Origin of the sequence: Streptococcus oralis (assembly GCF_001579525.1) — a bacterium.
Lineage (GTDB): Bacteria > Bacillota > Bacilli > Lactobacillales > Streptococcaceae > Streptococcus > Streptococcus oralis_M.
Window position 1 is genome coordinate 1 of record NZ_LQZC01000011.1, and the last position, 15,722, is coordinate 15,722.

Genomic DNA, 15,722 nt, shown 5'->3' on the forward strand with positions numbered 1-15,722 from the left:
TTTTAAACTCAAAGTTGAATTGTTCTCATCACTTGAAGTTGATTGCAAAATTGAAGACGCCCCTATATCTCCATCCTTAGTGGGTCTAGTGAAATAAATTAAACCCACCGCTAAAGCTATGATGACTCCATCTCTTAAAACAGAAACCACCATCTGTCTTTTTTACACAAAATCTCCTTTCTTATAATAGTAAAATATCATGAATAAGTTTCAATTAAATAATATATCAATCTATAAAAGCGAGAGCTAAACCTCATTCATGTCAAATGATATTTTATCATTTACTAATTAGTATTTCAAGAAATATGTTGTCAAATTGTAAATTTTTTTTAGAATGTTAAAAACCTACTATTTCATACATTAGAGAGATTCTCGAGATAGGATTACGGGAATATTATTCTGAGTTTTTTCAGAATATTATTACTTTTTAATCAATTCAACTAATGATCCATTTTTGCTCAATTCACCATATTATATATACTAAGAATAGTATCAAAATGCATTTAAAAAATTGCAATAATAAAAAAGATTATCCAATTAGACAATCTTTTTTATGTTCTTAATACAAATCAAGATAATTATCAACTTCCCATTGTGAAACAAAGGTCGCATAGCTAGCCCACTCGATACGTTTGGCTTCAAGGAAGCTAGTGTAAATGTGTTCACCTAGGGCTGCCTTGACCACGTCATCCTCAGTCAAAGCTTTCAAAGCGTTGTGAAGCGTTGATGGAAGATCAGTGATTCCAGCTTCCTTACGCTCTTCTGCTGTCATGATGTAGATATTCTCTTCGATAGGAGCTGGTGCTTCGATTTTGTTTTCAATACCATGCAAACCAACTTCCAAAAGAACAGCCATAGCGATGTATGGGTTTGCCATTGGGTCCACTGAACGCAACTCAAGACGAGTTCCCATACCTCGTGAAGCCGGTACGCGCACAAGTGGCGAACGGTTACGACCAGCCCAAGCAATGTAAACAGGTGCTTCATAACCTGGAACCAAACGTTTGTATGAGTTAACTGTTGGGTTCATGATAGCAGTATAGTTGTAAGCATGCTTGATCAAACCACCAAGGAAATGGTAGGCTGTTTCAGACAACTGCATTCCTTTTGGATCATTTGGATCAAAGAAGGCATTGTTTCCTTCTGCATCAAACAAGGACATATTACAGTGCATACCTGATCCAGCGATACCAAATTTTGGTTTCGCCATAAAGGTTGCGTAAAGACCGTGTTTGCGAGCAATGGTTTTAACAACGAGTTTAAAGATTTGAATCTTGTCACAGGCACGGAGGACTTCATCATACTTGAAGTCAATTTCATGTTGTCCAACCGCAACCTCGTGGTGACTCGCTTCTACTTCAAATCCCATTTTGGTCAAGACATTCACAATTTCACGACGTGTATTGTCCGCAAGGTCAGTAGGCGCCAAATCAAAGTAGCCACCCTTGTCATTTACTTCAAGTGTTGGATCCCCATTTTCATCCAACTTAAATAGGAAGAATTCTGGTTCTGGACCAAGGTTGAAGGATTTGAATCCTACTTCCTCCATATGGCGAAGAGCACGTTTGAGGTTGCCACGTGGGTCGCCTGCAAATGGTTCGCCTTCTGTTGTATAGACATCACAGATCAAACCTGCAACACTTCCATTTTCATCTCCCCAAGGGAAGACTGTCCATGTATCCAAGTCTGGGTATAAGTACATATCTGATTCATTGATACGTACAAAACCTTCAATAGAAGAGCCATCAAACATTGCTTTGTTTGACAAGACCTTGTCTAACTGTTCATCTGTAGCAGGAATTTCGACGTTTTTCATCGTCCCCAAGATATCTGAAAACATGAGACGAATAAAGGTAACATTTTTTTCCTTGACTTCACGACGAATATCTGCAGCTGTGATTGGCATGTGTTTACTCCTTAATTTTTGACTACTTGCGATTGCCTAACCGCGACCAAAAGGTGACTGCGCTGAAGCAAAGCGTCCCTGCTGGAGGAGCTCATTATGAAGCGCACGACGCACTTCCGTTGGGCTCACTGCTTTCTTGGATTTCGCCTCACGTTCAGCATATTTTTTCTTAATCGCAGCAATATTATGACCTTCAGAGATATAATCTTTGATTTCAAGTAGACGATCCATGTCATTCAAAGAATACATGCGACGGTTCCCTTCGTTTCGATCAGGTTTAATCAACTCTTGATCTTCATAATAACGAATCTGACGCGCCGAGAGATCGGTCAATTTCATAACACTGCCGATAGGAAAAACAGCCATATTTCGGCGAAATTCTCTTTCCTTCATTTACAATTTCCTTCTTCCTGTCTATTATAGTCTAAAAAAAGACAAACGTCAACGAATAATGTCATAAAATGTAACATTATTTTCTTTTTTTCTCCCAAAAGAGTTTCAGTTGCTCAATATCATAATTCACAAGAATTGCGACAAAAACTCCCATAAATGTTTCAAATACACGTGCAAACACGTACAAAAATGTTTCTCCGCTCGGTATTGATAGGGTAATGATCAACATAGCCGCTACACCACCGATAACTCCTGCCTTGTTGTTCATGGCTACATTTGTCATAATGGTTAACATGGTGCAAATCGGAACAACTAGTAAGGTTACCCAAAAGGCTCCATGAAATAAAGTGTTTAAGAGGAAAAAGACAAGGGCGTAAAAACCGCCAATACTATTTCCCAAGATACGCGAAGTTCCAAAATGGACACTCTTATCAAAGCTCTCTCGTAGACTGAAGACCGCTGTTAATGCTCCGATTTGAAGCCCCTTCCAGCCAAAAAAACCAAAAATCAAGAGAACTATAAATACAGCAATCCCCGTTTTGAAAGTTCGCATACCAAGCTTGAACTGTGACTTATCAAATTTATATTTTTTAAAATAACTCATAATCTCAACTTTCTACTACCATTTTAACATAAATTAGTTGATTTTATGAGTGAAAATCAATAGGAAGCGTTTTTAATTTCTGGATATAAAAAAGAGGAAACAGAGTTCCTCTTTTCTATTTAACTTTTAGAGCTTACTTGCTTTCGTCTTCTTTACGTTTCAACTGACCAAGTCCTAAAACTCCTACTAAAGCTGCTAGACCAAGATATGGCATGTAGCTTGAATCATTTGTACCTGTTTGAGGTAGAGTAGGGTTCCCTTTTGGATTTGGATTAGGATTAGGAGTTGTTGGCTCCTCTGGTTTCTTAGGTTCTGGCGTTGTCGTGCGAACTGTATTTGAAGCGTAAGCAACTTTGTTCACAGTATTTACATAGGTATTTTCAAAGGTTCCGACAGCAATTCGTTTCATTTGAATATAAGTCTCAGCCTGGAATGGAGAATCCAACTGAATCTCTTGAAGGAATTCTTCCTTGAAGCGAATTGTAATCATTCCCTTATCTTGATCATGTTCAACCTGTGTTTCAGCTGTTAAGTCTGTCCCTGCCTTGATAACACGACCGTCTTTCAATCGGATATCAACCTTGGCAAGAACTTTATAATTTCCAGTGTATTGATCACCTTTTTGGTCATAATCATCTACAAAACTATAGTCATTCAAGTCCTCAGAATGATTTTGTGGAATCAAACCACCAATCAAACGATAATTGAAGTACTGGTTTAACGGAATGGTTTGACCATCGATATTGTCACTACTTGGATCCATACTGATTGTCACATCTTTTTTCGGTGTGATTTTTGGTACGTTGTTGACAACTACTTCTGTAGCATAGCCATTTCCAAAATCAATTTGGTAGGCTTTGTTTTCATACTTACCACCCGTTTGACCAAATTCAGGTTTAACTGTCATCGGATCTGTGATTAGCAATGATTTTCCTGTTGTTACATAGTTCTTGTAGAATTCAGCTGGATTATCAGCTGAGAAGAGTTGGAAAGCACCTTTAACAGTGATGTTGGCTTTCTTCAACAGCTCTTGAACCTTCTTAGGTGCAGCTTCTAAACTATCATATTGTTGAACACTGATACCTGATACAAGGTTGCCCTCTAGATCACGAATCTTAACCAATTCTGGTTGAAGGGTCAAGGCTTCTTCTGGATAATCATCCACATAGTAGAAACCGTTTTGAATTGCTTCTTTAGACGATTTATCTCCCTTGTATTGGTCCAAATCCCATGTGAGTTCATAGTAGTTCGTTGAACCAGCTAGAACTTCTTTGCCATCAATATTCACACCTTGCTTGTTCTTGTTAACTTTCAAAGGCTTGATGTAGTTGTTATTTGGATTGTCAGGATCGTTTGGTTTACCTGGAGTCGTTACACGAACAATGTTTGACTTAACACCGTAGGCATCGTTGACTGTCAATGTAAAGTTATTCGTATAAGTCGCTCCATCATTCAAGACACGACCAACAACAGTTGGATATAGAGTCTCAAAGGATTTTGTCAAATCTGCATTGAAATCAGCCAAGGTCTCCTCAGTAGCCTTAAAGGTTACAGTGTGACTAGCTTTGTCATAGCTTGTTTCAAAACCTTTGCTTGCAACCTTGGTCGCTTCCAAATCAAACTGATAGCCCGTTGGAAGTGGATCTACCAATACAAACGAAGTTGTTTTTGGACGTCCTGCAGTTAAAGCTTCTGTTTTTAACTCAAACTTCACTACAGACTGCTTAGCAACGAGAGTACGATCAATATCTACTCCATCCTCATTCTTAATTTCTTTATTAATTTGAGGTTGCGCCATCAGGCTACTATAATGGAAGTGTACTGTCGGCACCGCTGGAGGAGTTGGTAACTGTTTAGGAGTTGGTGCTACAGGCGGAGTTGGCAATGGATCATAATTTGGCTCTTCCGGTTTTGATGGTTCTGGTTGATCTGGAGTCTTAACTGGTGGAGTTGGCTCATTTTCGTAGCTTGGTGCTACTGGAGCTGGTTCCAATGGTTTTTCTGTCTCATAGTTCGGCTCTTCCGGTTTTGATGGCTCTGGTTGATCTGGAGTCTTAACCGGTGGAGTTGGCTCATTTTCGTAACTTGGTGCTACTGGAGCAGGCTCCAATGGTTTCTCTGTCTCATATGTTGGCTCTTCTGGTTTTGATGGCTCTGGTTGATCTGGAGTCTTAACTGGTGGAGTTGGCTCATTTTCATAGCTTGGTGCTACTGGAGCTGGTTCCAATGGTTTTTCCACTTCATAAGTAGGAGCTTGTGGTGCAGTTGGTTCTACAGGTGGAGTTGGTTTTTCTTTTGTAATTTTCGGAACGTCAACCGCACGAATCTTACCATTGAGTGAGTACCAGATGTTTGGTCTTTTACCTGTATCAACCGCCATAACTGGATCAGAAGGAACTACTAAAGTAGCTGAAATGGCACCGACAGTAACACGGTTAGTTGAACCAGACATGCTGATTGCTCCTGCACCATACCAAGAGTTTGGAGCATCTGATGAATCCCATCCTGAATTAGGCTGGCTATTTTTATACATTGTCCAGCGAGCTCCACCCTGTCCTTGTTTAAAGTTAAGAGTTTCTGTGGCATAAATCTTTCCGTCTTTTTCTCCAACAGATGAACCGGAAATTTTAATAAAGTTACCAGTATAATCCTTGGCCATCTCAATAGAATTATTTTCTCTATTTAGAGATGCTACAGAAAGAAGGGCATTGTCAAAATTAATTGGTTGGTCATTTTCATCATAGAAGGTAAATTCATTTTTAATGAAAATTGAAGTACCTTTTTCAACATCACCAGTGTAAGCAGAAGCAAAGACTCCCAAAGTTGGATCACTAAAGATTCCCAGCCAAACTTTTCCACTAGGATTTTTAAATTGCGAAGAAGGATCTACAGTATATTTGTAAACAATCTTGGAAATCTTTTTACCGTTGTAGTATGAATTTTGAAGGTTGGTATAAGTTGCAGTTACGCTTTGCCCACGTTCTAGAAGAACAGAGCCCCATTTAACTTCTGTTTTATTCCCTACATTGGTCGTCCAGTCTGATTTGTCTCCAATATTACCATACAATTCCACTGAAGAAGTAGTCGCACCGTTCTCCAAGTTCTTGACATTGAGATTGTCTAACTGAAGATTTTTCTTGCCATATTGTACTGTGTCTTTCTTAAAGGCTTCATCAACTGCTGCTGCTGTAAGAAGTTTTCCTTCTGTTTTAAGGTCCAGTTGAGCATTCGATTCTAAATCATAAACCAAACTCTGAGCAGATGGCTTAGACAAGTAACCATCTTTATCTTTATTCTTTTCAAGTTCTTCAAGAGCCGCCTTAATTTTGGCCTGCTCATCTTCATATGCCTTTAATTTAGCTGGATACTCTGCTAACTCTTTCTTATACTTGGCAAGGTCTGCTTCATATTTCGCAACTTTAGCTTCATAATCTGTTTTAGCCGTGGCATTACGTTGCTTGATTTCTTCATTCTCAGCTTTAATCGCAGCATTTTTTGCCTTATTGTCTTCAACAGCCTTTTCATAGGCTGCTTTTGCATCAGCATTTGCTTTTTGAACGCGAGCTAGTTCTGTCTGATAAGCCGCTAACTTAGTTTGGTAGTCTGTTTCATTAGCTGCATTCGCTTGTTTGACTGCTGCCAAGTCTTTTTCGTATTGTGCTATTTTAGCCTCATAAGTTGCCTTGGCTGTTTCGTTTCGTTGTTTAATCGCTTCATTTTCTGCTTGAATTGCTGTGTTTTTAGCTGTATTTTCTTTCACTGCTTTATCATAAGCTTCTTTAGCTTCCGCATTAGCTTTTTGTACTCGAGCTAATTCTGTCTGGTAAGCTGCTAATTTAGCTTGATAATCAGCATCATTATCTTCCTTGGCTTTCTTAATAGCTGCAAGATCTGCTTCATACTGCTTCTTCGCTGCTTCATAAGTTGCTTTTGCAGTTTCATTACGTTGTTTAATCGCTTCATTTTCAGCTTGAAGAGCTGCATTCTTCGCAGTATTTTCTTTTACTGCTTTATCATAAGCCTCTTTAGCTTCAGCATTAGCTTTTTGTACTCGAGCTAATTCTGTCTGGTAAGCTGAAAGTTTATTTTGATAATCCTGTTGACTATCTTCGTTTGCTTTTTTGACAGTTGCTAAATCTTTTTGATATTGTGCTAGCTTAGCCTCATACTCTGCTTTAGCTGTTGCATTGGCAGTGTTGATTTTCCCAACTTCTTCTTGATGACTTTTTAGATCTTTTTGATACTTGTCATCCGCTGCTTTATTTTCAGCATTGACTTTATCTGTTTCAACCTGATGAGCTGCAACATCTTTTTTATATGCTTCAGTTGTTGTCTTTATTTCTTCAGCCTGTTTAGCATAGTCGCTTTTAATCTCATCTTGTTTTTGAGCATTCTCTGTAGCAGTTGTGGCTGTTCCTTTGTCTTTTGTTTCATCTTGAACTACCTTAACTCCTGCAGATTTTGCATCAGCAACTGCTTTATCCAAATCAGCTGATGATACTTCTACTGGCAAAGCTGAGTCTTTAGAACCAGCCTTAGCTTGGCTTTCTTTGGCAACTTGGCTCATTTCCCCCTGAGCTTCAGGTAGATTTGTAGCTGGGTTTCCTGTAGTAGCTACCTCAACTGTACTTGTACTAGTTGTCTCTGTAACTTCATCAGCAAATACTGCTTTGTCTGCAAAAGCAATCAAAGCAGTTCCTAAAACAGCACCACACAACGTTTTCGCAACTTTGCTTTTACGAAATCCATAGACTTCTTTTTTATTTTTCATTTTAATCCCTTTCCTTATCTAAATTTAGTCGTTACTTCTTATACTAGCATTTTACAAGGCAGGATGCAAATATTTACTCTTTTTTCTTTTTATTTATAGAAAAATTCCACATATTTATAAATTAAATTAAAAAGAAGATGGTCACACCATCTTCTTTTAGTTAAACTATTTATTTTTCAGTCAAAGCTGCCAATCCTGGCAATACTTTGCCTTCAAGGAGTTCCATTGAAGCTCCACCACCAGTAGAGATCCATGAGAACTTGTCTGCACGTCCAAGGTTGATGGCTGCGGCAGCTGAATCACCACCACCGATGATTGATTTCACGCCTGGTTGTTTCACGATAGCATCCATGACACCGATTGTACCAGCTTGGAAGTCAGGGTTTTCAAATACACCCATAGGTCCGTTCCATACAACTGTTTTGGCACCAGTCAAAGCTTCGTCGAATTTAGCGATTGATTTTGGACCGATATCCAAACCAAGGAAACCTGGGTCTACTGCTTCACCCTCAGTGTCTTTCACTTCAGTGTAGTCTGCAAATGCGTTTGCTTCTTTTGAGTCAACTGGCAAGATCAATTTGCCGTTTGCTTTTTCAAGAAGAGCTTTTGCAACATCCAATTTGTCTTCTTCTACAAGTGAGTTACCAATTTCGATACCTTGTGCTTTGTAGAATGTGTAAGTCATCCCACCACCGATAAGGACTTTATCAGCTTTTTCAAGCAAGTTTTCGATAACACCGATCTTGTCTGAAACTTTTGAACCACCAAGGATTGCTACGAATGGACGTTCTGGAGCTTCAACTGCTTCTTGGATGTAGGCAATTTCGTTTTCAAGAAGGAATCCAGCAACTGCTTTTTCGACGTTTGCTGAGATACCAACGTTAGATGCGTGTGCACGGTGAGCTGTACCGAATGCATCGTTTACAAAGATGCCATCTCCAAGTGATGCCCAATATTTACCAAGTTCAGGATCGTTTTTAGATTCTTTCTTGCCGTCAACATCTTCGAAACGAGTGTTTTCAACCAAGAGAACTTGTCCATCTTCAAGAGCGTTAACAGCGGCTTCCAATTCAGCACCACGTGTAACACCTGGGATAAATTTAACTTCTTGTCCCAATTTAGCAGCCAAGTCAGCAGCTACAGGAGCAAGTGATTTACCTTCTTTGTCTGCCTCTTCTTTTACACGTCCAAGGTGAGAGAAGAGGATTGCACGTCCACCTTGTTCAAGGATGTACTTGATAGTTGGAAGAGCTGCAGTGATACGGTTGTCATTGGTAATCACGCCATCTTTAACAGGTACGTTGAAGTCAACACGAACGAGAACTTTTTCCCCTTTCAAGTCAACGTCTTTAACAGTTAATTTTGCCATTTGATATGACTCCTTCTTTTTTTATACGTGTTAATTATATCACAAAATCAGCAAAAGAGATAGAAAAACCCTAAACTTTTCTTGTTCTTTCTTGCAACTGAAATTAGGATTTTTTAAAATCAAATCTAGAAAAACCTTATCAAATAAGTAATCAATGAGAGATAAAATAATCAAAACAAGGCCTGACTGATTTGCAGCCAAACCTTGTTTTTAGTTGTTATGAGGAAATCCAAGAATTCTAAATCGATTAGTCTTCTTTTTTCTTTCTAGCAATCAAGCCATAGCCACTCATTGCTCCGAGGAGTCCCAGTGATACTAGACTGGCATCTGTTTCTACACCAGTATTTGGAAGTTGATTTGTTGCCTTTTCAACTTTTACCGATGCTGCTAAAGACGCTTGGTCTGTTGTTTGTGAGTCTAGCTCTTCTTTTGTTCCAACTTCTGTGATTTCTGGGACAGCTTCCTTGAGAACTTCAGTTGAACGAAGGGTGCGATTGCCTTGGACATCTACTTCTACTAGACGACGAATTTGACCTTCAACTCCAGCTTGCACAACACGGCGTTGTCCTTTGAGAAGCTCGGCGTTTGGTCGCTCCTGACGTTCAAAGGCTGTTGTTTCAGTTTCAATAACTAGTTCAGGGAGGGCCTCAACCGTTGGAGCCACTTCATTTGGATCCATACTTCCAACATGATGGCTTTCTTCTGTAAGAGCTAGTTTCTTATTCAGCTTTTCTTTCATTTCCGCAAAAGCTTGAGGAGTTGGCGTTTGTGAAGATAATAAAGCTTCTGCTTGGGCAATTAACTCAGCTTTAGGATCTTTTTCACGGACGGATTCGAGCAAACCTTCCAATTCTTCTCTAGCAGTCTGATAACGTTGATTTCCATCCAAGTCTGTCCCTGCTTGTTTCAACTCATTCAAAGCCCGGTTGACTTCTTCTTGGCTAGCATTGTGGTTTTCTGCTACAGTTTTGGCTGCAGTGAGCTTCTCTACTAGTGCTGCTTGTTTGTCCTCACTTGAGAAGGTGTAGGCAAGGGTTGACTGACGACCTTGGGCAGCAGTGATTTCTTGTTTGAGGTACTCATCGTTGACAGCTGCTTTTGGAGAAACCAAGACATCGAACTCAGCAGTGTGTCCCTTGTAATGCAAGGTCAAGGTTTGTCGTCCAGTCTTCTGAGCATCATAGCCCGTGATTTCAACACCTTGATCCGTAAAGGCATGACTTTCTTCCGTCTCATCATCATAGAGGACACCAAAGCGACCTTCAGAGAGATCCAGTTGGTCCCCTACTAGATAGTCTGTTTTTGGTTTCTTCGTAATGTACAAACCTGCTACTTCTTTTGGTTTTCCTTCATCCTGTCCTGTCACTTGGACTTTCAGATCACCTGACACTGGTAAACCAAGGTATTGAAGTGTTAGGTTTTGTTCCCCTTTTTGATGAGCATCGTATCCAGATACCGTCACACCTGAGTGAGTAAGGTTAATCAGCTCATCGGCTTGTCCCCCTTCGTATTGAACACGGAGTGTTCCGCCTCTTAGGTCCAGTTTTTCTCCCTCTTTATAAACCGTCTTCTTAGGTCCTTTTTCGAGACTAACTGCAGCAATTTTTCTTTCATCCTGTGGAATCGCTACAGCCAAGGTGTTACTGATTTCTTTGCCAGGTAGTTGGGTACGATAGTAGAGGAGAGTTGGTTGCTTGTCAAAGCCCAATGGTGCTGTTGCCAAGTCGCCTCCAGTTTCAGACTTCAAGGTTGCAATTGGTGTTTGTGAATCTGCCTTGTCGTAAACGGTGATAGTTGCACCAGCTGGAACATCAGAGAAACCAAGTTGAACTTGATGGTTTCCAAGTGAACGGGCAGCTACCTTAGCCATTGGAATATTTTGACTTTCTGTGTCCAAGGTTTCGTACATCTTCCAGTTGTAGATACGAATGGCCTTCCAAGGTGTTCCGTTATCAGATGTAATGACATGCAAACGCCAGTCTTGGGCAGTGATTGGTTTATCAAGAGCGATATCCGTCACGTGCGCTTTATTGCCACGGACTTCCTTAGCTAGTTTCCACTCGCCATCTGTATCTTTATAATAAAGATCAAAGTCCTTGGTATTCATCAAACCATCGTTTACGGATTCTCCACCAGCTCCCGCATGATCCATAACCCATCTGACAACACGACGTGGTTGAGTCAAACGAATATCGACACTACCGCTCAATTGTCCTGAAGACCACTTGTCTGACAGACTTGTAATGGTACCGTTCAACATACCTTCGATGCCTTCACCACCTTCAGTATTTGGGAAAGTGCTACCAATAACCGTTGCCCCTGGAACAATATTTTCAGCCAAAGGTCTTGGGAGAGTTGTATCCTGAACAGTCATCCCCCAGTTGAATGACGCAGTTGCAGCCTCAGAACGGAGCCCATTTTTACCAACTGCAACGACTTTCAATTCTTGAGTCGTACCAGTCGCATTAGCAGAACGGCTAACTTTTGGCAAGTAGATGGTTGAAGCAGATGAACCTGTCAACAAACGCCAGTTGTCACCGTCTTTTTCGTAGACTTCATAGAAATCTGAATCTTGGTTACCCGTAAATTGAACAACTGCTTCAGCTTCTTGAGCATTCTTAAGAGACTGTTTCACTACTGAGAGACCTGTAGGTGCTTGTGGCGCTTGGTGATTGTCCGTAATCGTTAATTGTCCTAGGTTGAACTGATAATCTTTTACAGCACCTTCATGTTCGAAGAAGAGTTTAACTGCATAGATGGTTTTACCTGCTAGTGAGCTAAGGTCAAATTCTTCATTTGTCCAGTTATCAGAAAGTGTTAGCTCTTTCCATGCGGCTGCATCCTCAAATTTGTAGTCTGGTGTTGTAGAGAAGGCCATATAAACTTTAGAGCCTTTTCCTCCCTTGTGGGCAACCCGAAGTTTGGTTTTCTTCGTTACTTCTAGTTTAGTAGAATACAAATTCACATCTTGGTTCGTCTTACCAGCTACATCACCTGAGAATTTAAGGGAGTTTCCGCCATTGTAGGCATCTGTAAAGTCATATTCTGCACGAAGTTTTTCCCCCGTTGAAGTCTGCCACCAGCGCCATGTTGGCAAGACACCTGAAACAGAACGGTAGTTCCACTCAGAATCCTTAGAAACTTTGCCATCTACAAACCACTTTCTACCATGACCTGTATTAAAAGAGGTAGTGAAAGTCCGGCCTACTGCTGGAGTGCGGTCCGCAACTAAATTGGCAATTCCATACCACTCTTTATCTCCTGGTTTTTGAGCCGTTGGATCCCCTTGATAACCTGTAAAGAAGATGTCTTCGTTCTTGTGGTAGTCTTCACCTGTTTTTCCTAGACTGGTAATCGTATCCGGCGCAAAAAGTCCAAGTGACAAGCGCAACTTGCCATTCTCATCTAAGAGAGCATCCCAGTTGACCTTGGTCTTATATGATCCACCTTGTTGCAATTCTAAGCCTGCAAAGACATCATACTGGCTACGTTCTAGCCATTTGGCCATCTCTACGGAGTGGTCATTCTTTTCCTTGTTCCAGTTGAAATTGGCAAAAAATTGATCTGCAGGTACCTTGTCTCCTTCTTTTTGCATGAACTGGTAGTTGTAATCACCTAGACCATCTTCGTGGTAACGACCGTATTTGTAGGTCATGGCATCGTACCAAGCATACTTGATTGGATGGTTGACTTTAGCTGCGTATTCTTTTGTATAGAGCATGAATTGGCGCATTTTTTCACCAAGAGGTTCTACCAATTCCCCCGTTGTTTCCTGATTAATGAAATAGCCATCAAAGCCATAGTACTTAGCAAGATCGACAAGTTTCCGTGCGATAGGGAAGGTGCCATCCTCATCTTGCTTCAAAGCCTCAGCAAACTTCTCTTGGTCGGCAATACTGTTTGACCAGTTGAAGAAGAGGGTTCCATAAACGGGAACTCCGTTGCGGTGCCCGGCATCAATGACATCTGGAGTAGGGACTAGGCCTTCCCAGAAGACCATTGAATCCAAGTATTGCCAGTAATCGAAGGCGTAGGCCTTGAATTCTTCTCCACCAACAGAAGCGTGGTCTTTAGCCTTTGAGTTGGTATTTGCTAGCGCCTGAACTTTAGCTCTTCTGCTTGCTTTTTCGTTAACCAACTGACCTCTATGGCGCTTGGCGAGTTCAACTGAGGATCGATTGATGGGATCATCCTCACGCGCACCTGGTTCCCATTTCAACAAATCATCCCAAGTATCAAACTTGATTTCTTTTGGTCGGAGACTCTTCTCTTCATTTTTAGGAACGTCTGCTAGACTTGGTTTGTCAGCTTTATTGTCAGCCACTTGAGGAGTTTCCTCAGGCTTGACTCCTTCTTTGTCAGTTGGTTGAGCAGGTTTTTCAGTTTTATCTGTCGGAGCTGGCTTTGCTTCTTCTTTTTCATTAACCAAATCAGCTATTGCTGGAGTGTTTTCTGAAATTGGTTGCTCAGCTACTTTGTTTTCAGTTTCCTCTAATTGTTTTTCGATAGCTGCAGTATCTGGATTAGTTGTCTCACTAGTACTTGTAGCTTGGACGCTCGTATTTGCAGCTGTTTCAGGGACTGCGACTTGTTCGGCAAGAGCTGGACTCGCAAATAGAGCTGAACCAATCATCAAGGAACAAGCCCCGATTGACAGCTTACGAATACTGTAACGGCAACGTTTTTCAAAAAATAGATTTTTCATCTTATCCTCCTAATAAAATATAAAGTAAGCGCTTTACTTTTTGATAAAAAGTAACTGTTCTCAGTGCACACCACCAGAACAGGATCATCTTCATTTTATCCTATATGAAAGCGATGTCAATCTATTTAACATAAAAACTATAACTAGGATAATAATCAGTAAAATTTGGACACAATCCTATAAATCATCTATCTTAAAGGGAATCTATCTCTCATTTTAAAAGAAAGTTCTTGTTTCTTATGAAAATTTCAGCTAAACACTTGTGAGATTTACTTTTATCCTTTAAAATAGAATAGGAGAAATTCCGTTATTATTTTTCGGAGGAAAAAGAAATGTCCATTAATTGGCAGGAAATTTTATTTCACTTTTTAGGAGGTCTAGGACTGTTTTTATACAGTATCAAGACCATGGGAGACGGTTTGCAACAAGCTGCTGGAGATCGCCTTCGTTTTTACATTGACAAGTACACTAGCAATCCCTTTTTAGGCGTTCTAGTCGGAATCGTCGTGACTGCCCTGATTCAGTCAAGTACAGGGGTTACAGTTATCACGGTTGGGCTGGTCAGCGCTAGTCTTCTCACTCTTAGACAGGCTATCGGAATTATCATGGGAGCCAACATCGGAACCACCGTTACTTCCTTTATCATCGGTTTCAAACTAGGTGAGTATGCTTTACCCTTGATTTTCCTTGGAACCATGTTCCTCTTCTTTACAAAAAACAGAACAGCAAACAATATCGGGCGCATCCTGTTTGGTGTCGGGGGAATCTTTTACGCCCTTAATCTCATCAGTGCCGGCATGAGTCCGCTTAAAGATTTACCACAATTCAAGGAATATATGGTAACCTTGGGACAAAATCCTATTTTAGGAGTAGTAGCTGGTGCAGTGATTACCGTCCTCATCCAGGCTTCCTCGGCTACAATCGGGATTTTGCAAGGCCTCTATGCAGGTGGGTTCCTTGACCTTAAAGGTTCGCTACCAGTTCTCTTCGGGGATAATATCGGGACAACCTTAACCGTTATCATTGCCGCAGCTGGAGCCAATGTCTCTGCAAAGCGCGTTGCGGCAACCCACGTTACCTTTAACGTTTTAGGAACTATTCTTTGCTTAATCCTATTAGGCCCCTTTACTGCTATGATCGAGTACTTCCAGGCACTCCTTCACCTCTCACCTGAGATGACCATCGCCTTCTCTCACGGTGCCTTTAACGTAAGTAACACCATTGTACAATTTCCATTCATCGGAGCCTTGGCCTACTTTGTAACCAAGCTCATCCCTGGTGAAGATGAAGTTGTCAAGTACGAGCCGCTTTATCTTGATGAGCATTTGATTAAACAAGCTCCATCAATCGCTCTCGGAAATGCGAAGAAAGAACTCCTTCACTTAGGAAATTATGCTTCTAAAGCCTTTGACCTTTCATACAACTACATCATTGACCTTAATGAAAAGGTTGCTGAAAAAGGCCACAAGACCGAAGAAGCCATCAATACCATTGATGAAAAATTGACTCGTTACCTCATTACTCTTTCAAGTGAAGCCCTTAGCCAGAAAGAAAGTGAAGTGCTCACCAACATCCTGGATTCATCCCGTGATTTGGAACGGATTGGAGATCATGCAGAAGCCCTAATCAATCTGACCGACTACCTTCAACGTAAGAATGTCGAGTTCTCTGAGGCTGCTTTGCAGGAATTGGCTGATATTTATCAAAAAACTACTGGCTTTATCAAGGATGCCCTTGATAGCGTGGAAAACAATGATATCGAAAAAGCTCAAAGTCTGATTGAACGCCATAAAGAAATCAACAATATGGAACGTGTTCTCAGAAAGACCCACATCAAACGCCTTAACAAGGGTGAGTGTTCAACACAAGCTGGGGTCAACTTTATCGACATCATTTCCCACTATACTCGTGTATCTGACCACGCTATGAACCTAGCTGAAAAGGTCATCGCTGAACAAATCTAATATCCAAGAA

General features: G+C 40.7%; 7 protein-coding genes. 1 reads left to right on the forward strand and 6 read right to left on the reverse strand.

Annotated features, from left to right (window positions below):
* Nucleotides 1-559 precede the first annotated feature (559 nt).
* The 6 genes from glnA to SORDD25_RS06785 form a co-directional block, all read right to left on the reverse strand.
* Nucleotides 560-1,906: a type I glutamate--ammonia ligase gene (glnA, locus tag SORDD25_RS06760; protein WP_001122883.1), complete on the reverse strand. Its 1,347-nt coding sequence runs from the start codon at nt 1,904-1,906 to the stop codon at nt 560-562.
* Nucleotides 1,907-1,942: 36 nt separating this feature from the next.
* Complete coding sequence (glnR, locus tag SORDD25_RS06765) at nt 1,943-2,299, reverse strand: transcriptional repressor GlnR (RefSeq protein ID WP_061853109.1); 357 nt, start codon at nt 2,297-2,299, stop codon at nt 1,943-1,945.
* Nucleotides 2,300-2,375: 76 nt separating this feature from the next.
* Nucleotides 2,376-2,903, reverse strand: coding sequence for an FUSC family protein (locus SORDD25_RS06770; RefSeq protein WP_000119887.1), 528 nt, complete (start codon nt 2,901-2,903; stop codon nt 2,376-2,378).
* Between the two features lie 133 nt (nt 2,904-3,036).
* Nucleotides 3,037-7,674: an antigen I/II family LPXTG-anchored adhesin gene (locus SORDD25_RS06775; protein WP_061853110.1), complete on the reverse strand. Its 4,638-nt coding sequence runs from the start codon at nt 7,672-7,674 to the stop codon at nt 3,037-3,039.
* Between the two features lie 169 nt (nt 7,675-7,843).
* Nucleotides 7,844-9,043, reverse strand: a complete 1,200-nt coding sequence (locus SORDD25_RS06780; protein ID WP_061853111.1) for a phosphoglycerate kinase — start codon at nt 9,041-9,043, stop codon at nt 7,844-7,846.
* A gap of 247 nt (nt 9,044-9,290) precedes the next feature.
* Entirely contained in the window at nt 9,291-13,748 is a 4,458-nt protein-coding gene (locus tag SORDD25_RS06785) for an endo-beta-N-acetylglucosaminidase (RefSeq protein WP_061853112.1), read from the reverse strand.
* A gap of 332 nt (nt 13,749-14,080) precedes the next feature.
* Here SORDD25_RS06785 and SORDD25_RS06790 point away from each other — a divergent pair, with 332 nt between their 5' ends.
* Nucleotides 14,081-15,712 carry a Na/Pi cotransporter family protein gene (locus SORDD25_RS06790; protein WP_061853113.1) on the forward strand — a complete coding sequence of 544 codons (1,632 nt, stop codon included), beginning with the start codon at nt 14,081-14,083 and terminating at the stop codon, nt 15,710-15,712.
* Nucleotides 15,713-15,722 lie beyond the last annotated feature (10 nt).